The organism is Streptomyces sp. P17, from assembly GCF_032436805.1.
GTDB lineage: Bacteria > Actinomycetota > Actinomycetes > Streptomycetales > Streptomycetaceae > Streptomyces.
Genome location: NZ_JAVRBF010000064.1, coordinates 1 through 21,282, shown reverse-complemented (window position 1 = coordinate 21,282; position 21,282 = coordinate 1). Strand labels below are relative to the sequence as shown.

Below are 21,282 nucleotides of genomic sequence, written 5' to 3'. Positions count from 1 at the left end.
GCTCCCGGTGCCTGGGGGTGCGCGTCGGCTCGGCGACCACCTCCGCTCCGGCGTCCGACGGCTTCCGCGTCGTCGCCGTGGAGTCGTCCACCTGGAACGCCACCCGGATGTGTCCGGCGACGCGCCGCCCGACCTCGGCCTCGTCGATGAACGCGGCGTGGTTCGGGTCGGTCAGCTCCAGGGTTGCGCGGCCCGCCTCCAGGATGGTGACCCGCCCTCCGGGGGAGGAGAACGCGGCGCGTTCGGGCAGGCCGGGGACATCGCGGTAGAAGCGCAAGGCCTCGTCGTAGTCGTCCGCTGTGACGACAGGGCGGAGTTCCCGGACAGCGGGTGCGTCAGACCTGGGAGCTCCTCGAAGATCGTGAGTGCGGCCATGGTCAACTCTCCTGCCGGCACCGTTGATTCCTCCCCCGGGGGAGCGATACGACCCCGCCTCTCCCCCGTACGACCGAGCCCGGCAAACCGCTCCCTCCGGCGATCCCGTGACCCCCGGCCCAGGACGAACCTGAGAGCACTCGTCCACCGTCCGGCCGCCGGAGGCCCCCGTGCTTTCCACGCTCGCCCGGACGGCCACGCGCCGTCCGCTCACCGTCATCCTGCTCTGGCTGCTCTTCCTGCTGCTCGGCTTCGGGCTGGGCGCGGGCGTCTTCGGGCGGCTCTCCGACGATGTGCCGGACGTGCCCGGCACCGAGTCGGAGCTGGCCGAGGAGTATCTGTCCGGCCTGGATCCGGCCGGTGAGACCGTCACCGCCGTCGTCGCGGGCGAGCCGGTCTCCGACGCCGCTCTCCGCGCCCAGGTCGAACGGGCCGTCGCCGAGGTCCGCGTGATCGCCGGAGTGGCCGCCGTACCCGATCCGTACACCACGCCCGGGCTCACGGCCCGGGACGGACAGGCCCTGATCATCCCGGTGACTTCCCGAGCGTGTTCCTGCGCAGCATGGGTCTGGCCGTGGCCGCCGTGGTGGTCGTCGACATGCTGGCCGCGGTCACTCTGCTGCCCGCCCTGCTGACGAAGTTCGGTGGCAAGATCCCACCCTCGCGCGTGAAGCCGGACAGGGAGGAGGGCCGCCTGTTCGCCCGCCTGGCCCGCTTCGCCGCGCGCCGCCGTATCGCCGTGGTGGCCACCGTCGTACCGGTGCTCCTGGTGCTGGCGCTGCCGGTCGCCGGCATGACGATCAACATCGGCGACGCCAAGCAACTGCCGTCCAGCACCGAGGCACGGCAGCTGTACGACACCGTCGACGCGCACTTCCCGCCCGGCACCGGGGTCTCCCCGATCACCGTCGTCGTCAAGCCCGGTACCGATCCGGCGACCGCCGAGCGGATCAGCGCGCTGTCCGGCGCCGAGTCGCGTGAACTGCCGGGCGGCACCACGGTCGTGGAGATCCAGCCGCCCGGCAGCGTCGACGGCTGGGCCGCGACGGACCTGGTCGAGCGGATACGGGACCTGCGCGGCGACGAACCCGTCGAGGTGACCGGGGTCGCGGCCCGGCTGGTGGACTTCAGGGAGATGCTCGCCGAACGGGCGCCCTGGGCCGCCGTGACCGTCCTGGCCGGAATCTTCGCACTGCTCTTCGCCTTCACCGGCTCGGTGCTGATCCCGCTGCGCACCATCGCGACCACCCTGCTCAGCCTGGGCGCCGCGCTCGGTGTGGTGGTGTGGGTGTTCCAGGACGGGCATCTGGCCGGACTGCTCGGCGCCGAGGGCCTGGGCGCCCTGAGCCTCACCGCGCCGCCGCTGATCGTCGCCATCGCCTTCGGGCTCGCCATGGACTACGAGCTGTTCATCCTGGCCCGGATGCGCGAGGCACGGGAGCGGGGTGAGGACGACAGGGAGGCCGTGGTGAGCGGGCTGCGCCGCTCCGGGCGCGTGGTCACCTGTGCGGCGCTGCTCCTCGCGGTCGTGTTCGGCGCCTTCATGACGGGCGGCTTCTCGCCCATCCTGCAGATCGGCCTCGGGCTCACCCTGGCGGTGCTGATCGACGCCACCGTCGTACGGATGCCGCTGGTCCCGGCGACGATGGCGCTGCTCGGCCGCCGTGCCTGGTGGGCGCCGCGTCCGCTGCGGCGGATCCATGACCGGTTCGGTCTGAAGGAGGCGCCGACGGCGCCCGAGCCGCCGGTGCCGACGAAGGTCTGAGACGCACCGGAATCTCATACCGCTCACGCCGGTTCAAAGGATCACCCCAGGTACGAGGCGCACGATGCAGAGTTCTACGACAGCTCGATGCTCGGTGACGTGGTGGTCGTGACCAACTCCGGGGAGGAGACGGTCGACCCGGCCAACGGCCTGAACGGCTGGAACCCGTCCTGGGAGCAATGGAAGGCAGGCAACGCGCTGTAGCGCATTCACGGGGTGAACTCCGTTGGCGTGAACGGGATTTCTCTGCTTCACCTCTTGACGACCGGAGTGCCGGGGAGCACATTGGCGGCACTTTGAGAGCGCTCTCAAAGGTTCTCAAGGGCTCCCCGCACCCCACACCCGTACCCGAGAGGCAGCACCCCCCATGAGTGAAACCTCCGGCACACCCCACAGACGACGGCGCCCGGTGCGGCGCGCACTCGTCGCGGTCCTCAGCGCCCTGGGCCTGGCGGCGGCCGCCGTCGCGTCCGCGGACGCCGCCGCTCCGCCACCCCCGTCGGGCTGGACGCAGGTCTTCGTGGACGACTTCAACGGCGCCGCGGGCACCGGCGTCAACACCGCCAACTGGCAGTACGCGACCGGCCACGGCTACCCCGGCGGCCCCGCCAACTGGGGCACCGGCGAGATCGAGAACATGACGTCCAGCACCGACAACGTGTCCCTGGACGGCAACGGCAACCTCCGCATCACCCCGCGCCGGGACGCCTCCGGCAACTGGACGTCCGGCCGTATCGAGACCAACCGCGGTGACTTCCAGCCGCCGGCGGGCGGCAAGCTGCGGGTGCAGTCCCGGATCCAGATGCCCAACGTCACCGGCGCGGCCGCCCGCGGCTACTGGCCGGCGTTCTGGATGCTGGGCACGCCCTACCGCGGCAACTACTGGAACTGGCCGAGCGTGGGCGAGCTGGACATCATGGAGAACGTCCAGGGCCTCAACACCGTGTGGTCGACGATGCACTGCGGTACGAGCCCCGGCGGTCCGTGCAACGAGACGACGGGCCTCGGCGGTTCGCGGGCCTGTCCCGGCGCCACCTGCCAGGCGGGCTTCCACACCTACGCGATGGAGTGGGACCGCTCGACCAGCCCGGAGCAGATCCGCTTCTACGTCGACGACGTCAACTACCAAACCGTGCGGGCCGATCAGGTCGACGCGACGACCTGGGCCAACGCCACCAACCACGGCTTCTTCATCATCCTGAACGTGGCGATGGGCGGCGGTTTCGTCGACGCGTTCGGCGGCGGCCCGGACGCGGCGACCGTGCCCGGGCAGTCGATGGTCGTCGACTATGTCCAGGTGCTGTCCAGTGGGAGCGGTACCACACCTCCGCCGACCGGCAACCGTGACGCCTACAGCGCCATCCAGGCCGAGTCCCACGACAGCCAGTCCGGCACGATCACCGAGGCGACCTCGGACACGGGCGGCGGCCAGAACATCGGAGCGATCGCCAACGGCGACTGGGCGCTGTTCCGGGGTGTCAACTTCGGCTCCACGGCGGCAACTCAGTTCGTCGCCCGGGTCGCGAGCGGCGCCGGGTCCGGGGTGAGCGGCCTGGTCGAGGTGCGCCTGGACAGCCGTAGCAACGCACCCATCGGGAGTTTCGCGCTGGCCAACACGGGCGGCTGGCAGAGCTGGCGCACGGTCCCGGCCAACATCAGCGCGGTGACGGGCACGCACGATGTCTATCTGACCTTCACCAGCGGACAGCCCGCCGACTTCGTGAACGTCAACTGGTTCAACTTCGGCCGCTGAGAGGAGCGGTGACGCGCCGGCGGTCCGGTCCTCGGACGGGAAAGACCGGACCGCCGGCACGGCTCACGGTGCGAGACTGCGCGACATGCCCAGCGAACTGGACTACCTCCGTGAGGTCGAGCGCCTCGCCCACCAGATCAAGGTGGCGGCGTACGACGAGGGCTGGCCCGCCCTGGACGCGGACCCCGAGGCCGCGACGCCGCTCCAGCGCCGGGTGAACGCCCTGGCCAGGGCGCTGCACCACTACCACTTCGAGGGCGACGGCTGCCTGCAGGAGGACCGCCCCCTGGTCCGGCTGTTCGGTGCCGCGGTACTGAAGCCGGGGATCATGGAGGGGTACGACGAGCTCTGCGCGCGGTTCGGAGTGGAACCCCGGCCCGAAGGCTGGGCGTTGTGGCACACCTGGGGTGACGGCGAGCTGAAGGTGACCATGGTGGTGTCCGCCGTGGAGACCACCGAGGGCCTCTTCCAGAACTGGTCGCACGGCAGACCGGTGGATCCGGTGACCCCACTGCCGTCCCGGGTCGCGCTGGTCCATGGGGGCTGGATCGGCCCGATGACGTTGTCACCACGCGGTGCCCGCCGCTTGGGCACTGAAGGACGAACGCTCAGGTAGACGCCCCTGAGGGGCGCGGGGCTGTGTCGATATGCGGCTCCGCCGCGTGGGCGCGACCAGCCACAACGGCACCGCACCCGACCGACGACCCAGGGGCCCCGTCAGCGCAACTCCGCCCGGAACGCCGCCGGCGTCACCTCCGTGTGCTGGTAGAAGAACTTGGAGAAGTTCGCCGCGTCGGGGAAGCCGATCGCCGCGCCGACCCGGCCGACCGGCAGATCCGTGTGGGCCAGCAACCGCTTCGCCTCCAGAATCACCCGCTTGTCGATAAAGCTCTTCGGCGTCTCACCCGTCGCCGCGCGTACTGCCCGCACGAGGGTACGGCGCGAGCAGCCGAGCTGATCGGCATACGCGCTCACGCTGTGATTCGTGGCGAAGTCCCGCTCCACCGCGTCCCGGAAGTGGGTGAAGGCCGAGTCGGCCTCCCTGCGAGCCGTGTCGTGCGAACTCGCCGCCAGATGCGCGAGCCGCAACAAGAACGCCGAAAGTGAGTGCCGCAGAACCGCGGTGTGCAGGCTCAGGGGGAGCGTGGTCGTGTCCTTGTACTCGCGGCGGAGCTGGCCGAGCGCCGAGCGGAGTGCCGCCAGTTGCGGCTCGTCGGGGTGGAGCAGGGGCGGCAGGTCGTAGCGGTACAGGCCGGTCGCCTCCACCGTCGCCCGGGGCAGGAAGCCGGGCTGCATGGTGAGGACGGTTCCCCGGTACTCGCTCGTCGTCGAGAAGCGGTGGATCTGCCCGGGCCGGATCCAGAGCAGGTCACCGGCGCCCGCCTCGTGCTCGGTGAAGTCGATCATGTGGCGGACGGGACCCTCGTCGAAGAGCATCACGACATGGAAGTCGATGCGGTGCACCCGCTCCAGCGGCACATCGGCGTGCCAGGTGCGGTCGGGGCGCATCGGGCCGACCTGCATGCCGACGCCGAGCACGCTCAGGTCGACCGGGAAGGGGAAGGTTCTGATTCCGTCCTCGCCGCCGCCTCGCACTCTTCTGTCCGCCATGTCCGCCCGTGTCTCGTGCTCGGTGTCCCACTTTCACCACAGGCTGACACACGGCGACCTTCCCTCGAAAAAGTCCGACTTTTAGTTTTGAACGCGTCAGAGCAGGAACCCCCTCCCATCGAGGACTTCTTGAAGATGAGCACGCAGACACCGGACAGCTTCGAATGGACCGAACTCGACCGGCGTGCCGTCGACACCGCGCGGCTGCTGGCGGCGGATGCCGTGCAGAAGGTCGGCAACGGCCACCCTGGCACCGCGATGAGCCTCGCGCCCGCCGCGTACACGATCTTTCAGAAGGTGATGCGACACGACCCCGCGGATCCGGAGTGGACCGGCCGTGACCGCTTCGTCCTCTCCCCCGGCCACACCTCACTGACGCTGTACACCCAGCTCTTCCTCGCCGGGTACGAGCTGGAGCTGGACGACCTGAAGGCCTTCCGCACCCAGGGTTCGAAGACGCCCGGTCACCCGGAGTACGGCCACACCGCGGGCGTCGAGACCACCACGGGGCCGCTCGGCCAGGGCGTCGCGAACGCCGTCGGCATGGCGATGGCCGCCCGCTACGAGCGCGGCCTGTTCGACCCCGGGACTCCCGAGGGCGAGTCCCCCTTCGACCACACCATCTGGGCGATCGTCTCCGACGGCGACCTGCAGGAGGGCGTCTCCGCCGAGGCCTCCTCGCTGGCCGGCCACCAGAAGCTGGGCAACCTCGTCTTCCTCTACGACGACAACCACATCTCCATCGAGGGCGACACCGCGACCGCGTTCTCCGAGGACGTGCTGAAGCGCTACGAGGCCTACGGCTGGCACACCCAGCGGATCGAGCCCTCCGAGGACGGCGACGTCGACGTCCACGCCCTGTACGCGGCGCTCAAGGCCGCGCGGGACGAGACCGAGCGCCCCTCGATCATCGCGATGCGCACGATCATCGCCTGGCCCGCCCCGAACGCGCAGAACACCGAGGCCTCGCACGGCTCCGCGCTCGGCGAGGACGAGATCGCCGCCACCAAGCGCGTCCTGGCCTTCGACCCCGCGCGCACCTTCGAGGTCGCCGACGAGGTCCTCGCCCACAGCCGCCGCGCCCTCGACCGGGGCGCCGAGGCCCACGCCGCCTGGGACAAGCAGATCGACAAGTGGCGCGGCGCCAACCCCGAGCGCGCCCAGCTCTTCGACCGCGTCGTCGCCGGTCTGCTCCCCGAGGGCTGGGAGTCCGCGGTCCCGGTGTTCGAGCCCGGCAAGTCCGTCGCCACCCGTGCCGCCTCCGGCAAGGTCCTCCAGGCGCTCGGCGCGGTCCTGCCCGAGCTGTGGGGCGGCTCCGCCGACCTGGCCGGCTCCAACAACACCACGATCGACAAGACCAGCTCCTTCCTGCCGATGGGCAACCCGCTCCCGGAGGCCGACCCCTACGGCCGTACCGTCCACTTCGGCATCCGCGAGTTCTCCATGGCCGCGGAGATGAACGGCATCGCCCTGCACGGCAACACGCGCATCTACGGTGGCACCTTCCTGGTGTTCTCCGACTACATGCGCAACGCCGTCCGGATGTCCGCGCTGATGCAACTGCCCGTCACCTATGTGTGGACGCACGACTCCATCGGCCTCGGCGAGGACGGTCCCACCCACCAGCCGGTCGAGCATCTCGCCGCGCTGCGCGCCATCCCGGGCCTGAACGTCGTGCGGCCCGCCGACGCCAACGAGACGGCCGTCGCCTGGGCGGAGATCCTGCGCCGGCACGCCACCGACCCGGCCCCGCACGGCCTCGCGCTGACCCGTCAGGGCGTGCCGACGTACGAGCGCAACGAGGACGCGGCCAAGGGCGGTTACGTCCTGCGCGAGGCCTCGACCGGGACACCGGACGTCGTCCTCATCGCCACCGGCTCCGAGGTGCAGCTCGCCGTCGCCGCGCGCGAGCAGCTGGAGGCCGAGGGGATCGGCACCCGGGTGGTGTCGATGCCGTCCGTGGAGTGGTTCGAGCAGCAGCCGCGCGAGTACCGGGAGGCCGTCATTCCGCCGTCCGTGCGAGCGCGTGTCGCCGTGGAAGCCGGGATCGGTCTGACGTGGTACCGGTTCGTGGGTGACGCAGGACGCATCGTCTCCCTCGAACACTTCGGCGCCTCCGCCGACGCCAAGACCCTGTTCGCCGAGTACGGCTTCACCGCCGAGAACGTCGCCGCAGCGGCCCGGGCAGTGCTCAATTCGAAAACGGGCCTCGCCGCCGCGCGTGGTTGATCCGACCGCCAGAAAGAAGATGATCGCGAAATGACCGAAGTACCCGTCCTCAAGCGCCTGTCCGACGAGGGCGTCTCCATCTGGCTGGACGACCTGTCCCGTAAGCGGATCGCCTCCGGCAACCTCGCCGAACTCATCGCCACGAAGCACGTGGTGGGCGTCACCACCAACCCGTCCATCTTCCAGGCCGCGATCGGCTCCGGATGGGGGTCCCCCCGGTCGAGCGAGGCCGAGACTGGGGGAGGCTACGAGGAGCAGCTCGCCGACCTGGCCGTACGCGGGGTCACCGTCGACGAGGCCGTACGGATGATGACGACCGCCGATGTGCGCGCCGCCGCCGACGTGCTGCGTCCGGTGTACAACTCCACCGGCGGCCGGGACGGCCGGGTCTCCATCGAGGTCGACCCGCGGCTCGCCCACGACACCGCCGCCACCGTCGCCGAGGCCAGGCAGCTCGCCTGGCTCGTCGACCGCCCCAACGTCATGATCAAGATCCCGGCGACCAGGGCGGGCCTGCCGGCCATCACCACGGTCCTCGCCGAGGGCATCAGCGTCAATGTCACGCTGATCTTCTCGCTGGAGCGCTACCGCGAGGTCATGGACGCCTATCTGCTGGGCCTGGAGAAGGCCGCCGAGCGGGGCCTCGACCTGGCCGCCATCCACTCCGTGGCGTCCTTCTTCGTCTCCCGCGTGGACAGCGAGATCGACAAGCGGCTGACCGTCCTCGGCACCGACGAGGCCCTCGCGCTCAGGGGCCGCGCCGCCCTCGCCAACGCCCGCCTCGCCTACGAGGCGTACGAGGAGGTCTTCGCCTCCGACCGCTTCGTGAAGCTGGCGACCGCGCAGGCCAACAAGCAGCGCCCGCTGTGGGCGTCGACCGGGGTGAAGGACCCGGCGTACAAGGACACGCTCTACGTCGACGAGCTCGTCGCGCCCGGCACGGTCAACACCATGCCGGAGGGCACCCTGAACGCGACGGCCGACCACGGCCGGATCACCGGCGACACCGTCACCGGCGGCTATGTCCAGGCCCGCGCCGACCTGGCCGCCGTAGAGGCTCTCGGGATCTCGTACGACGAGGTCGTGCAGCGGCTGGAGGACGAGGGTGTCGCCAAGTTCGAGGCGGCCTGGCAGGACCTGCTGGACGCCGTCACCAAGTCTCTGCAGAACAAGGGGGTCGACGGGGAATGACCACCGACTGGACCAACCCGCTGCGCGACGCCCGCGACCGGCGCCTCCCGCGGATCGCGGGACCCTCGGGGCTCGTCATCTTCGGCGTCACCGGCGACCTGTCCCGCAAGAAGCTGATGCCGGCCGTCTACGACCTCGCCAACCGCGGTCTGCTGCCGCCGGGCTTCTCCCTCGTCGGGTTCGCCCGCCGGGACTGGGAGGACCAGGACTTCGCGCAGGTCGTGCACGACGCCGTCAAGGAGCACGCCCGCACCCCCTTCCGCGAGGAGGTCTGGCAGCAGCTCGCCGAGGGCATGCGGTTCATCCCGGGTGACTTCGACGACGACCAGGCGTTCAAGCAACTGCGCGCCGCCGTCGACGAGTTGGACACCTCCCGGGGCACCAGCGGCAACTACGCCTTCTATCTCTCCGTACCGCCGAAGTTCTTCCCGAAGGTCGTCCAGCAGCTGAAGAAGCACGGTCTCGCCGACGCGCCGCAGGACTCCTGGCGGCGTGCGGTCATCGAGAAGCCGTTCGGCCACGACCTGAAGTCGGCCGAGGAGCTCAACAAGGTCGTCCACGAGGTGTTCGACCCGGAGCAGGTCTTCCGGATCGACCACTACCTGGGCAAGGAGACCGTCCAGAACATCCTGGCGCTGCGCTTCGCCAACCAGATGTTCGAGCCGATCTGGAACCGGTCGTATGTCGACCACATCCAGATCACGATGGCCGAGGACATCGGCATCGGCGGCCGGGCCGGCTACTACGACGGCATCGGCTCGGCCCGTGACGTCATCCAGAACCACCTGCTCCAGCTGCTGGCGCTCACCGCCATGGAGGAGCCCGCCGCCTTCGACGCCGGTTCGCTGCTGACGGAGAAGCTGAAGGTCCTCAAGGCCGTGAAGATTCCGGAGGACCTGGGCCGGCACACCGTGCGCGCGCAGTACGCGCCCGCCTGGCAGGGCGGCGAGAAGGTCCGCGGCTACCTCCAGGAGGACGGCATCGACCCCGCCTCCACCACGGACACGTACGCCGCGATCAAGCTGCAGGTCGACAACCGCCGCTGGGCCGGAGTGCCGTTCTACCTGCGCACCGGCAAGCGGCTCGGCCGCCGGGTCACCGAGATCGCGGTGGTCTTCCAGCAGGCGCCGCATTCCCCCTTCGACCGCACCGCCACGGAGGAGCTGGGCAAGAACGCGATCGTCATCCGCGTCCAGCCCGACGAGGGCATCACCGTCCGCTTCGGCTCCAAGGTGCCCGGCACCTCCATGGAGATCCGGGACGTGACGATGGACTTCGCCTACGGCGAGTCGTTCACGGAGTCCAGCCCGGAGGCGTACGAACGCCTCATCCTGGACGTCCTGCTCGGCGACGCCAATTTGTTCCCCCGTCACCAGGAAGTGGAAGAGTCCTGGAAGATCCTCGACCCCATCGAGGAGTACTGGGCACGGCACGGCAAGCCGGCGCGGTACGCCTCGGGCAGCTGGGGACCCGAGGAAGCCGACGAGATGCTCGCACGAGACGGACGGAGCTGGCGCAGGCCATGAAGATCGACCTGACCGACACCACGGCAAGCAAGATCAACAAGGCCCTCGTGCAGGGTCGCCGCGCCATCGGCACCCCCGCCGTGGGCATGGTCCTGACGATGGTGATCGTCACGGACGAGGAGAACGCCTACGACGCGATCAAGGCATCCGAGGAGGCCTCGCACGAGCACCCCTCGCGCACCCTGGTCGTCATCAAGCGGCACGCCCGCACCCCCCGCGACCGCACCGCCTCCCGCCTCGACGCCGAGGTGCGGGTGGGCGCCGACGCGGGCACCGGCGAGACGGTGATCCTGCGGACCTACGGCGAGGTCTCCGAGCACGCCGACTCGGTGGTCCTGCCGCTGCTGCTGCCGGACGCCCCGGTGGTCGTGTGGTGGCCGGTTGAGGCTCCCGAGAACCCGGCCAAGGACCCGCTGGGCGCGCTCGCCCAGCGCCGGATCACGGACCTGTACGCGGTGGAGAACCCCTTCGAGGTCCTGGAGACCCGGGTCCGCTCCTACGCGCCCGGCGACACCGACCTCGCCTGGACCCGGCTGACGCCGTGGCGGTCGATGCTCGCCGCGGCCCTGGACCAGGCCCGGGAACGGATCATCTCGGGAGCCGTGGAGGCCGAGGCCGACAACCCGGCCGCCGAACTGCTCGCGCGCTGGCTGGAGGCACGGCTGGGCGTGAAGATCGACCGGATCGTCACCGCGGGACCCGTGGTCACCGCCGTCCGTCTCGGCACCTCGAAGGGCGAGATCGTCATCGACCGCCCCGAGGGCCCGCTGGCCACGCTGTCCCTGCCGGGCCAGCCCTCGCGCACCCTCGCGCTGAAGGTCCGCTCCACCTCCGAACTCATCGCCGAGGAGCTCAGGCGCCTCGACGCGGACGAGATGTACGCCGTCGCCCTGCGGGGCGAGGTCGCCAAGGAGACCCCCTCTCATGTCTGACTCCCCCAAGCTCACCCGGCGGCCCCAGTGGACCGCCCTGGAGGACCACCGCGCCGAGTGGCACACGCACCTGCGTGACCTGTTCGCCGCGGACCCCGAGCGCGCGGACCGGTATGTGGTGCGCGTGGGCGATCTGCGCATCGACTACTCCAAGAACCTCGTCACCGACGAGACGCTCGCCCTGCTCCAGGAACTGGCGGCCGCCACCGATGTGTCCGGACTGCGCGACGCCATGTTCCGCGGCGAGCGGATCAACATCACCGAGGACCGGGCGGTGCTGCACACCGCGCTGCGCGCCCCGCGGGACGCGGTGGTCGAGGTGGACGGCGAGAACGTGGTGCCGGGAGTGCACGCCGTCCTCGACAGGATGAGCGACTTCGCGAACCGCGTCCGCTCCGGCGAGTGGACCGGCCACACCGGCAGGCGCATCAGGAACGTCGTCAACATCGGCATCGGCGGCTCGGACCTCGGCCCGGCGATGGCCTACGAGGTGCTGCGGCCGTACTCCGACCGCGAGTTGACGTTCCGCTTCGTCTCCAACGTCGACGGCGCCGACCTGCACGAGGCCGTGCGCGACCTCGACCCCGCGGAGACGTTGTTCATCGTCGCCTCGAAGACCTTCACCACCATCGAGACGATCACCAACGCCACCTCCGCCCGCTCCTGGCTGCTGGCCGGGCTCGGCGGCGAGGAGAAGGCGGTCGCCAGGCACTTCGTCGCCCTGTCGACGAACGCGGAGAAGGTCACCGGGTTCGGTATCGACCCGGACAACATGTTCGAGTTCTGGGACTGGGTCGGCGGCCGCTACTCGTTCGACTCCGCGATCGGCCTCTCCCTGATGATCGCCGTCGGTCCCGAGAACTTCCGGGAGCTGCTGGACGGCTTCCGGATCGTCGACGACCACTTCAGGAGCGCCCCCGCCGAGGCCAACGCCCCACTGATCCTGGGCCTGCTGGGCATCTGGTACGGCAACTTCTTCAGTGCCCAGTCGCACGCGGTGCTGCCGTACAGCCACTACCTGTCGAAGTTCACGGCCTACCTCCAGCAGCTGGACATGGAGTCCAACGGCAAGTCGGTGGACCGCGAGGGACATCCGGTGGACTGGCAGACCGGCCCCGTGGTGTGGGGCACGCCCGGCACCAACGGGCAGCACGCCTACTACCAGTTGATCCACCAGGGCACCAAGCTGATCCCGGCCGACCTGATCGGGTTCGCCCGGCCCGTGGCCGAGCTGAGCGAGGAACTCAAGGCGCAGCACGACCTGTTGATGGCCAACCTGTTCGCACAGGGGCAGGCGCTCGCCTTCGGCAAGACCGCCGAGGAGGTCCGCGCGGAGGGCGTGGCCGAGGAGCAGGTGCCGCACCGCACCTTCCGCGGCAACCACCCGACGACCACGATCCTCGCCCGTGAGCTGACCCCGTCGGTGCTCGGCCAGCTGATCGCCCTCTACGAGCACAAGGTGTTCGTCCAGGGCGCCGTCTGGAACATCGACTCCTTCGACCAGTGGGGCGTGGAGCTCGGCAAGGTCCTCGCCAAGCGCGTCGAGCCCGCCCTCACCGAAGGCGCCGAGGTCCCCGGCCTCGACGCCTCCACCGCGGCTCTCGTGGCCGCCTACCGTGAACTCAAGGAAGTGCACTGACATGCAGCTCGGACTCATCGGCCTCGGCAAGATGGGCGGCAACATGCGCGAGCGGATCCGCCGCGCCGGCCACACCGTCATCGGCTACGACCGCAACCCGGACCTCGCCGACGTCGCCTCCCTCGCCGAACTGGTCGACAGGCTCGAAGGACCGCGCGTGGTGTGGGTGATGGTCCCGGCGGGGGCCGCAACCCAGTCCGTCGTGGACGAGCTGGGACAGCTCCTGTCCCCCGGCGACGTCGTGGTCGACGGCGGCAACTCCCGCTGGAGCGACGACGAGAAGCACGCCAAGGAACTCGGCGAGAAGGGCATCGGCTTCGTGGACGCCGGTGTCTCCGGCGGCGTCTGGGGCCTGGAGAACGGCTACGCGCTGATGGTCGGCGGCGACGCCGAGCACGTGGCCAGGGTCCAGCCGTTCTTCGACGCGCTCAAGCCGGAGGGCCCGTACGGCTATGTCCACGCGGGCAAGGTCGGCGCCGGCCACTTCGCGAAGATGGTCCACAACGGCATCGAGTACGCCATGATGCAGGCCTACGCCGAGGGCTGGGAGCTGCTGGAGAAGGTCGACTCCGTCACCGACGTGCGCGAGGTCTTCCGCTCCTGGCAGGAGGGCACGGTCATCCGCTCCTGGCTGCTGGACCTCGCGGTCAGCGCCCTCGACGAGGACGAGCACCTGGGCAAGCTGCGCGGCTACGCGGAGGACTCCGGCGAGGGCCGCTGGACCGTCGAGGCGGCCATCGACAACGCCGTACCCCTCCCGGCGATCACCGCCTCCCTCTTCGCCCGGTTCGCCTCCCGCCAGGAGGACTCCCCGCAGATGAAGATGATCGCGGCGCTGCGCAACCAGTTCGGCGGCCACGCCGTCGAGTCGGCGAAGTAGGTCAGGACGTGGGGGATCTCCTGCTGGTCCGCCACGGCGAGACGGAGTGGAGCGTGTCGGGACAGCACACCAGCTGGACCGACCTGCCCCTCACCGAGCAGGGAGAGGAACAGGCCAAGTCGCTCGCTCCGCTGCTCTCGTCCCGGACCTTCTCCCTGGCGCTGACCAGCCCCCTGGGCCGCGCCCGCCGCACCGCCGAACTCGCGGGCGTCACAGGGGCGTTGCCCTGCGAAGACCTCCACGAGTGGGACTACGGCGGGTACGAGGGCATCACGACGGTCGACATACACCGCACGCGGCCGGACTGGTATCTGTGGACCGACGGCGTCCCGCCCGGCCCTTCCGGGCACCCCGGCGAGTCTCCGGCGGAGGTGGGACAGCGGGCCGACCGCGTGCTGGCCCGGGTGGACGAAGCCGAGGGGGACGTGGTCCTCGTGGCCCACGGTCACTTCCTGCGGGTACTGACCGCGCGGCGGCTGGGGCTGTCCCCGGCGGAGGGCCGACTGTTCCAACTGGCCACCGGCACGGTGAGCCGGCTGTCGACGGAGCACGGGCGACCGGTCATCGCCGAATGGAACGTACGGGCATAGGGGTTTGACACCGCCCAGGAGGCCCGCCAGAGTCGCGGCTGATGGAGATCAACGATCTGACACCGGCCGAACAGCGCGTCTGGCGGGCCTTTCCCACGGGCGCGGACGTGGACTTCCGGTCCGACACCAGCGACGGGGGCCCCGAACCCACCGTCCGGGCACGCGTGTTGCGGGCGCTCCTGCTCAACGGGCCGCACGAACCGGGTGAGACGGCCGCCCTCAAGGTGGCGGGCGCCCGCGTCACCGGGATTCTCGATCTGCGCTACGCGACGGTCGACAGTGTCGTACGTCTGAGCCACTGCCACTTCGACGAGGTCCCGGACCTCTCCGGCGCCCAGCTGAAGTACCTCAACCTGACCGGGTCGGACCTGCCCGGTCTGGCGCCCGCGCGGGTCCGGGTCGACGGCGGGCTGCGGCTGACGGACTGCCGGTTCCGGGGGCCGGTACGGCTCGATGGGGCGCAGATCGCCGGGGCGCTGTATCTGGCTGGCGGGCTGGATCCTGGCCCACGACGATCCGGGCCGGCGTGACCCGCACCGTCAGCCGCCAGTGACCGCCCGTACGGCGTGCTGCGCGGCCAGCCGCACCGGCGCGTTCTGGGCGCCGTAGCCCCGGTAACCGTCGTCGCGCTGGACGAGTTCGAAGAAGACGCGGCCCACGGTCCGGGTGTAGCAGTGCCGGAAGGCGCCGCCCGTGTCCTGGTCGTAGAGGATGCCCAGTTCGCGGTAGGACTCCAACTCGCCGTCGGCGAAGTCGAATCGGGCGGCGAGGTCGTCGTAGTAGTTGGCGGGGACCGGGAGCAGGCGCCCGCCCGCCGCACGGAAGCGCCGCGCCGCCGTGACCACGTCGTCGGTGGCGAGGGCGATGTGCTGGGCGTGCACCGTGTCGTCCCCCGGCGCCGCGCCGACGGTCAGGGCGATACGGACGCTGCCGTCGGCGTTGGTGACGGCTCGGCTGCGCAGCAGTCCGTAGGGGTCGGCGACGTCCACGCTGGGCTGGGCGTGCAGACCCAGGACGCTGCGGTGGAAGAGGGTCGCCTCGTCGAAGTGGTGCCAGGGCTGGGTGAGCGCGAGGTGGTCGACACCGGTCACAGAGGTGGCCGCGGGGGTGTGCGGTACGTCCTCGAAGTCGCCGCGCCAGTCGGACAGCGCCCCGCAGAAGAAGAGTTCCGTGCCGTCGGGAGCCGCCACCGCGTCCAGGGCCGCGTCCTCGGGGGCGCGGCGGCGTGGCAGCACCGGGGCGAGCAGGGCCTCGGCGCGGCGGGCGGCGCCCTCGGGGTCGGGTGACTCCAGGCCGATCGCGGCGAGTTGGACGCTTTCCCGGCGGGCGGCACCGCCGGTGTTGACCAGGAGCCGGGCCTCGCCCTGCTGCCACAGGTCGACGGGCTTGCTGCGGTGGCGTGCGGCGCGGGCGAAGCCCAGGGCGGACAGTACCGCCGTGACCGGTTCGGCGTCCGGCGTGAGGAGTTCGGCGAAGGCGACCCCGGTGGGGACGACGGGGGCGGGCGGCTCGGCCAGGCCCACGGCCTCCTTGAGGACCAGCAGGGAGCGCCGGCCGTCCACGGCGGTGGGGCCCGCCTCGGCCTGCCTGAAGACGTCGTTGAAGACCTCCAGCGACAGGGGACCTTCGTATCCGCTGCGCAGGACGTGCCGGACGAGCCCGGCGACGTCGAAGCCGCCCTGGCCGGGGAAGCAGCGGTGATGGCGGCTCCACTGGAGGACGTCCATGCCGAGCAGCGGGGCGTCGGCCAGTTGCAGGAAGAAGATCTTCTCGCCGGGGATGTCCTCGACGCCCTTGGGGTCGGAGCCGCGGGAGAGGATGTGGAAGCTGTCCAGGCAGGTGCCGAGGGCAGGGTGGTCGGCGGTCTCGACGATGTGCCAGGCGTGGTCGTACGTACTGACGTGACGGCCCCAGGCGAGCGCCTCGTAGGCGACACGGATGCCGAAGTCCTGTGCGAGTTCCGCGAGTTCGCTCAGCTGCCGGGCGGCGAGTTCGTCGTCGTCGATCGCCCTGGGGTCAACGCTGGAGCAGACCAGCACCGTGTCGGCGCCGAGGCGGCCCATGAGTTCGAACTTGTGCCGGGCCCTGCGCAGATTGCGGGCGAAGTCGTTCTCGGGCACGGCCTCGATGTCCCGCATCGGCTGGTAGAGGTCGATGGTCAGACCCAGGTCCGCGCAGCGGGCGCGGACCTCCTCGGGGGTGAGCGGGCTGGCCAGCAGGTCGTTCTCGAAGATCTCGATCCCGTCGAAGCCGGCCCGGGCCGCGGCCGTGAGTTTCTCGGTGAGGGATCCGCTCAGACAGACGGTGGCGATGGACGTACGCATGTCGATGACTCCTAGGGGGTGTTTTGAAAGTCCTGTGCGGTGCCCGCGGTGTTCGGTGCGTGCCCTCGGCGTGCCGGACGAAGGCCCTCGTACTGGACGTACTTGGGTCTTTGGCCGGTGCGGCGAGGGTGCGTGCCGGGCGCCGTGGGTGCTGTGCGGGACTTTCAAAACACCCCCTAGGGGACGGCCGGTACGGTGTCCGCGAGTTCGGCGATGTCCGCGAGCATCCGCGCGCTGTCCGGCTCACGGCCGGTGAACAGCCGGAACGCGTCGACGGCCTGGAACACGGCCATGCCGCCGCCGTCGAGAGTGGCGCAGCCCAACTCGCTGGCGGAGCGGAGCAGTTCGGTCTCCAGCGGGCGGTAGACCACCTCGGCCACCCACAGCCCGGGGTGCAGCAGCTCGGCGGGGAAGGGCAGTCCGGGGTGGGCGGCCATGCCGGTCGGGGTGGCGTGCACGATGCCGTCGGCCGCCCGCAGGAGCCCGGCCAGCCGGTCGGGGGACGCCGTATCGGCGCGTCCCTCGCCGAAGTGCCGGTTCAGGGAGCCGGCGAGGTCGGCGGCCCGCTCGGGCAGCGCGTCGACGACGGTGACGCGCTCGGCGCCAAGGGTGAGGATGGCGTGCGCGACGGCCGCACCGGCGCCGCCCGCGCCGAGCTGGACGACCCGCTCCAGCGGCGCGTCGGGCAGCCCGCGCGCGAAGGACGCGGCGAATCCGGTGACGTCGGTGTTGTGGCCGACGGCCCGCCCGCCCTCGAAGACGACGGTGTTGACCGCCCCGAGCGCCTGGGCCTGCGGGGACAGCGCGTCGAGGTGCTCGATGACGAGCTGCTTGCACGGGTGGGTGATGTTGAGCCCGTCGAAGCCGAGATCACGCGCGGCGCGCACCAGCTCGCCGACCCGCTCGGGCGGTGCGCCGAGGACGTCGATGTCGATCAGCCGGTACAGATATCTGAGCCCCTGCCGGTCGGCCTCCCGCTCGTGGAGGGCCGGGCTGAGCGAGGGTCCGATACCGGAACCGATCAGTCCGACGAGATACGAGTCCTTGGGCACCGCGGACCTCCAGGGCAACTAATGTACGAACTAGTACGTTAGTCATAGCACCCTTCCCTGGGCAGAGGAAGTAGTCCGCGGCGAGCTCTTACAATCGCGACACCGATCGCGACACCGATCCACACCCGCCCTCGCCCGAAGGAACCCGATGACCAGCGTCGACGAACAGGCACAGCAGGGCGGACGGATCCGTGACGCCGCCCGCACCCAGGCCGAGATCCTCGACGTGGCGACCCAGGAGTTCGCACGCGCCGGCTACGACGGCGCCCGCGTCGACGAGATCGCGGCCCGCACCCGCACCACGAAGCGGATGATCTACTACTACTTCGGCGGCAAGGAGCAGCTGTTCACGGCCGTCCTGGAGCGGGCGTACGGCGTGATCCGCGAGGCCGAGCAGCAGCTCGACGTCGAGCACCTCGACCCGGTCGCGGCCATCCGGCGCCTGGCGGAGGTCACCTTCGACCACCACGAGGCGCACCCCGACTTCATCCGCCTGGTCAGCATCGAGAACATCCACGGCGCCGAGCACATCGCCGCCTCCGAGAAGCTGGGCAGGATCAGCTCACCGGCGCTGGACGTGATCCGCCGCATCCTGGCGGCGGGCCAGGAGTCCGGCCTGTTCACGGCCGACGTCGACGCCGTCGACCTGCACGCGATGATCAGCTCCTTCTGCTTCTTCCGGGTCGCCAACCGGCACACCTTCGGCGCCCTGTTCGGCCGTGACCTGGTCGATCCCGCCCAGCGCGAGCACTACCGCACGATGCTCGGCGACATGGTGATCGCCTACCTGACGGCGGAGCGCGCGGCGGACTGACCGGACACCGGGCGCGCGCGACAGCGCGTACGGCACGACCCCTTGACACGCGGGAAACGCGGGCGCAACATCCCTTCCCACCGGGACTAACTATCCAGTGGGTTAATTAGCCGAAGATCCGGCCCTTCTCCCCGCCGCTCACTCCCCCGTAAGTTGGAGTTCCCTCAAAGGAGCCGCCGTGTCCGTCCCCACCCCCGCCCCCCCGCCCGGGCAGCCGAAGAAAGCCGCGACCGCTGCCTGGATCGGCAGCGCCCTGGAGTACTACGACTTCTTCATCTACGGCAGCGCGGCCGCCCTGATCTTCCCCGAGGTCTTCTTCGACGAGTCCGACCCCGCCACCGCGACCCTGCTGTCGCTGGCCACCTTCGGCGTGGCGTACGCCGCCCGCCCGATCGGTGCGCTCTTCCTCGGCCACTACGGCGACCGGGTGGGCCGTAAGAAGATCATGGTCTTCACGCTGATCCTCATGGGTCTGTCGACGTTCCTGATCGGCTGTCTGCCCACCCGGGAGCAGGTCGGCACGCTCGCCCCGGTGCTGCTGGTGCTCTGCCGTGTCCTGCAGGGCATCTCGGCGGCCGGCGAGCAGGCCAGCGCCAACTCGATGACGCTGGAACACGCGCCACCGAACCGGCGCGGCTTCTTCACCAGCTTCACCCTCAGCGGCACCCAGGGCGGCCAGCTGCTCGCCACGCTCGTCTTCATCCCGATCGCCGCGCTCCCCGAGGAGCAGTTGCTGTCGTGGGGCTGGCGGGTGCCGTTCTGGATGAGCATCGCGGTCGCCGTCGTCGGCTACGTCATCCGCCGCAAGCTGGACGAGACGCCGGCCTTCGCCCAGCAGGCGGCGACGGAAGGCGTGGTCAGGCTGCCGCTGGCGGTGCTGGTGCGCGAGCACTGGGCGGATGTGCTGCGGGTGATCGCGGGTGCGCTGGTCGCCTCGGTGAGCACGATCTTCACGGTGTGGGCGCTGGCGTACGCGACGAGCGACTCCGTCGGCATGAGCCGCTCCTCGATGCTGTGGGTGGGCGCGCTGGCGAACCTCGTCGCGCTCGCCGCGATCCCCCTGTGGGCCACGCTGTCGGACCGCATCGGGCGCCGCCCCGTGTTCCTGACCGGCGCGGCGGGCAGCGCGGTGATGATGTTCCTCTACCTGTGGTCGATCTCGACGGGCAGCTACCCGCTGACCCTGCTCCTGGGCATCGTGACCTTCGGTGTCGTCTACAGCGCCGCGAACGGTGTCTGGCCCTCCTTCTACGGCGAGATGTTCTCGACGCGGATCCGGCTGTCCGGCATGGCGATCGGCACGCAGATCGGCTTCGCGGTCGCCGGTTTCGCGGTGACCTTCGCCGCGCAGATCGCGGGCCCGGACGGCGACAACTGGTCGGCGGTGGCCCTGTTCACCGCGGCCCTGTGCATCCCGCCGGTCATCGCCGCCGTCTCGGCCCGCGAGACCCACAAGGTCCCGACGGAGCAGCTCGGCGAGCGCACGCCCAAGGAGGCGGCCCAGCGGGAGACGGTGACGGCCTGACCTCGCACTCCGCAGCGAACCCCGGACGTCCCTGAGGCTCCGGGGTTCGCGCGGTCAGGCATTCGACCAGCCCCGCTCGCAGAGGACGAGCCGATAGCCGTCGGGGTCCTCGATCGTGACACCCCACTGGTTCCAGTACGGGTTCGGCGACGGCACCCGCTTGCCGCCGTGCTCTTCGATCCGCGTGACGAGAGCCTCCGGGACAGGCCCGTCGACATAGATCACCAGCAGGTCTTCCTCGGTGGGCCGGGGCTCGACGGGCCGGGCGGGCTCATGGACGAGTTCGAGGTGCCAGTCGGCGTCGGGCCAGCCGAGCATCAGCAGATCGTGCTCGCCGGGTTCGGCTCCGCCCTCCGCCCGCCATACGACGCCGAGCCCCAGCCCCTCGCCCCAGAAACGCTCGGCGGCCGCCAGGTCGCGGCAGGGGCGGGCGATACGGATGTGACTGCGACCGTCGACGGGCATCGGGTCCTCTTCTCCTCCCGGCTGCCTGATCTCCTCGGCAGCGTAGGCGGCGCGTGGCCGCCGGACCATCGGTCGTCGGCCCTGCGCCGTTGGTCCTAGGACTCCGGGGCGCGGTTATGGTTGCCGATCACAGGGCCGGGCGAGGCGAAGGGCGGGGCGTGGGCGTGGCGGGGGCCGGATGGATACGGGTGCCGGTCGGCGATGACGCGACGCGCTGGGCCACGCGGGGCCGGGGACACCGGGTGCTGCTCGTCGTCCACAACGTGACCGCGGCGACGCGACTGCTGGACGTACTGCCCCTTTTCCACGACGACTTCAGGGTGCAGCTGCTCGCCACCTGCCCGGGGTCCTCGGCGTTCGCGGCCGGCGTGGAGGACGTGCTGGCCGGGATGGGGGTGCCTGTGCTGCCGTGGGAGCAGGCCGCGGGGACCCCGGTCTCATTGGCGATATCGGCGAGCTTTGGCGGTCAACTACGGTCACTTCCTGGACAGTTGGCCGTATTGTCCCATGGTGTCGGATACACTAAAAGGCTGGCGACACCCGACACCCGACACCCGACACCCGACACCCGACACCCGACACCCGACACCCGACACCCGACACCCGACACC

General features: G+C 70.5%; 15 protein-coding genes and 4 pseudogenes. 14 read left to right on the top strand and 5 right to left on the bottom strand.

The genetic code is table 11. From position 1 onward, the window contains the following. Positions 1 to 13: 13 nt before the first annotated feature. A pseudogene (locus RMT89_RS32550) lies at positions 14 to 337 on the bottom strand (VOC family protein); the annotation flags it as partial. 208 nt (positions 338 to 545) lie between these two features. Between RMT89_RS32550 and RMT89_RS32545 the strand changes: the two are divergent. From RMT89_RS32545 to RMT89_RS32535, 3 genes and pseudogenes are all read left to right on the top strand, one after another. After that, positions 546 to 2,140: pseudogene (locus RMT89_RS32545) on the top strand (MMPL family transporter). A gap of 367 nt (positions 2,141 to 2,507) precedes the next feature. Further along, complete coding sequence (locus tag RMT89_RS32540; RefSeq protein ID WP_315887336.1) at positions 2,508 to 3,893, top strand: glycoside hydrolase family 16 protein; 1,386 nt, start codon at positions 2,508 to 2,510, stop codon at positions 3,891 to 3,893. A gap of 85 nt (positions 3,894 to 3,978) precedes the next feature. After that, positions 3,979 to 4,509, top strand: a complete 531-nt coding sequence (locus tag RMT89_RS32535; RefSeq protein ID WP_315887335.1) for a hypothetical protein — start codon at positions 3,979 to 3,981, stop codon at positions 4,507 to 4,509. A gap of 101 nt (positions 4,510 to 4,610) precedes the next feature. Here RMT89_RS32535 and RMT89_RS32530 read toward each other — a convergent pair whose 3' ends face one another. Then, positions 4,611 to 5,504 carry an AraC family transcriptional regulator gene (locus RMT89_RS32530; RefSeq protein ID WP_315887334.1) on the bottom strand — a complete coding sequence of 298 codons (894 nt, stop codon included), beginning with the start codon at positions 5,502 to 5,504 and terminating at the stop codon, positions 4,611 to 4,613. Between the two features lie 135 nt (positions 5,505 to 5,639). Here RMT89_RS32530 and tkt point away from each other — a divergent pair, with 135 nt between their 5' ends. From tkt to RMT89_RS32490, 8 genes and pseudogenes are all read left to right on the top strand, one after another. Continuing rightward, positions 5,640 to 7,733 (top strand): transketolase, encoded by a 2,094-nt coding sequence (tkt, locus tag RMT89_RS32525; protein ID WP_315887333.1) that lies wholly within the window; start codon positions 5,640 to 5,642, stop codon positions 7,731 to 7,733. A 30-nt stretch (positions 7,734 to 7,763) separates the two neighbouring features. After that, on the top strand, positions 7,764 to 8,924 hold the full coding sequence (gene tal, locus RMT89_RS32520) for a transaldolase (RefSeq protein WP_315887332.1): 1,161 nt from the start codon (positions 7,764 to 7,766) through the stop codon (positions 8,922 to 8,924). Continuing rightward, entirely contained in the window at positions 8,921 to 10,450 is a 1,530-nt protein-coding gene (gene zwf / locus RMT89_RS32515) for a glucose-6-phosphate dehydrogenase (protein WP_315887331.1), read from the top strand. The genes tal and zwf overlap by 4 nt, the downstream gene beginning before the upstream one ends. Beyond that, positions 10,447 to 11,382, top strand: a complete 936-nt coding sequence (opcA, locus tag RMT89_RS32510; protein WP_315887330.1) for a glucose-6-phosphate dehydrogenase assembly protein OpcA — start codon at positions 10,447 to 10,449, stop codon at positions 11,380 to 11,382. The genes zwf and opcA overlap by 4 nt, the downstream gene beginning before the upstream one ends. Continuing rightward, a complete protein-coding gene (pgi, locus tag RMT89_RS32505; RefSeq protein WP_315887329.1) occupies positions 11,375 to 13,021 on the top strand; it encodes a glucose-6-phosphate isomerase in 1,647 nt (548 codons plus the stop codon). Before opcA ends, pgi begins: the two co-directional genes overlap by 8 nt. Position 13,022: 1 nt before the next feature. Beyond that, positions 13,023 to 13,901 (top strand): phosphogluconate dehydrogenase (NAD(+)-dependent, decarboxylating), encoded by an 879-nt coding sequence (gene gnd / locus RMT89_RS32500; protein WP_315887328.1) that lies wholly within the window; start codon positions 13,023 to 13,025, stop codon positions 13,899 to 13,901. An 8-nt stretch (positions 13,902 to 13,909) separates the two neighbouring features. Further along, a complete protein-coding gene (locus tag RMT89_RS32495; protein WP_315887327.1) occupies positions 13,910 to 14,491 on the top strand; it encodes a histidine phosphatase family protein in 582 nt (193 codons plus the stop codon). A 41-nt stretch (positions 14,492 to 14,532) separates the two neighbouring features. Then, positions 14,533 to 14,976, top strand: a pseudogene (locus RMT89_RS32490) (membrane-associated oxidoreductase); the annotation flags it as partial. A 54-nt stretch (positions 14,977 to 15,030) separates the two neighbouring features. On the opposite strand, the gene RMT89_RS32485 reads toward RMT89_RS32490, so the two are convergent. Then, positions 15,031 to 16,815, bottom strand: coding sequence for a TIM barrel protein (locus RMT89_RS32485; RefSeq protein ID WP_315887326.1), 1,785 nt, complete (start codon positions 16,813 to 16,815; stop codon positions 15,031 to 15,033). Positions 16,816 to 16,991: 176 nt separating this feature from the next. Then, positions 16,992 to 17,867 (bottom strand): shikimate dehydrogenase, encoded by an 876-nt coding sequence (locus RMT89_RS32480; RefSeq protein ID WP_315887325.1) that lies wholly within the window; start codon positions 17,865 to 17,867, stop codon positions 16,992 to 16,994. Between the two features lie 148 nt (positions 17,868 to 18,015). Here RMT89_RS32480 and RMT89_RS32475 point away from each other — a divergent pair, with 148 nt between their 5' ends. Both RMT89_RS32475 and RMT89_RS32470 read left to right on the top strand, forming a co-directional pair. Continuing rightward, positions 18,016 to 18,681 carry a TetR/AcrR family transcriptional regulator gene (locus RMT89_RS32475; RefSeq protein WP_315887324.1) on the top strand — a complete coding sequence of 222 codons (666 nt, stop codon included), beginning with the start codon at positions 18,016 to 18,018 and terminating at the stop codon, positions 18,679 to 18,681. Positions 18,682 to 18,859: 178 nt separating this feature from the next. Continuing rightward, the gene (locus tag RMT89_RS32470) at positions 18,860 to 20,206 is read left to right on the top strand and encodes an MFS transporter (RefSeq protein ID WP_315887323.1); all 1,347 of its coding nucleotides are present in this window, start codon (positions 18,860 to 18,862) and stop codon (positions 20,204 to 20,206) included. Between the two features lie 54 nt (positions 20,207 to 20,260). On the opposite strand, the gene RMT89_RS32465 is transcribed toward RMT89_RS32470, so the two are convergent. Next, the gene (locus tag RMT89_RS32465; RefSeq protein ID WP_315887322.1) at positions 20,261 to 20,671 is read right to left on the bottom strand and encodes a VOC family protein; all 411 of its coding nucleotides are present in this window, start codon (positions 20,669 to 20,671) and stop codon (positions 20,261 to 20,263) included. Between the two features lie 116 nt (positions 20,672 to 20,787). On the opposite strand from RMT89_RS32465, the pseudogene RMT89_RS32460 reads away from it, so the two are divergent. Then, positions 20,788 to 21,282: pseudogene (locus RMT89_RS32460) on the top strand (hypothetical protein); the annotation flags it as partial.

What these genes read in the sequence shown, in the direction of transcription:
- RMT89_RS32540 (WP_315887336.1), top strand. Translation starts at nt 2,508, where the DNA reads ATGAGTGAAACCTCCGGCACACCCCACAGACGACGGCGCCCGGTGCGG.
- tkt (WP_315887333.1), top strand. Translation starts at nt 5,640, where the DNA reads ATGAGCACGCAGACACCGGACAGCTTCGAATGGACCGAACTCGACCGG.
- RMT89_RS32465 (WP_315887322.1), bottom strand. Translation starts at nt 20,671, where the DNA reads ATGCCCGTCGACGGTCGCAGTCACATCCGTATCGCCCGCCCCTGCCGC.
- tal (WP_315887332.1), top strand. Translation starts at nt 7,764, where the DNA reads ATGACCGAAGTACCCGTCCTCAAGCGCCTGTCCGACGAGGGCGTCTCC.
- opcA (WP_315887330.1), top strand. Translation starts at nt 10,447, where the DNA reads ATGAAGATCGACCTGACCGACACCACGGCAAGCAAGATCAACAAGGCC.
- RMT89_RS32475 (WP_315887324.1), top strand. Translation starts at nt 18,016, where the DNA reads ATGACCAGCGTCGACGAACAGGCACAGCAGGGCGGACGGATCCGTGAC.
- gnd (WP_315887328.1), top strand. Translation starts at nt 13,023, where the DNA reads ATGCAGCTCGGACTCATCGGCCTCGGCAAGATGGGCGGCAACATGCGC.
- zwf (WP_315887331.1), top strand. Translation starts at nt 8,921, where the DNA reads ATGACCACCGACTGGACCAACCCGCTGCGCGACGCCCGCGACCGGCGC.
- RMT89_RS32485 (WP_315887326.1), bottom strand. Translation starts at nt 16,815, where the DNA reads ATGCGTACGTCCATCGCCACCGTCTGTCTGAGCGGATCCCTCACCGAG.
- pgi (WP_315887329.1), top strand. Translation starts at nt 11,375, where the DNA reads ATGTCTGACTCCCCCAAGCTCACCCGGCGGCCCCAGTGGACCGCCCTG.
- RMT89_RS32535 (WP_315887335.1), top strand. Translation starts at nt 3,979, where the DNA reads ATGCCCAGCGAACTGGACTACCTCCGTGAGGTCGAGCGCCTCGCCCAC.
- RMT89_RS32530 (WP_315887334.1), bottom strand. Translation starts at nt 5,504, where the DNA reads ATGGCGGACAGAAGAGTGCGAGGCGGCGGCGAGGACGGAATCAGAACC.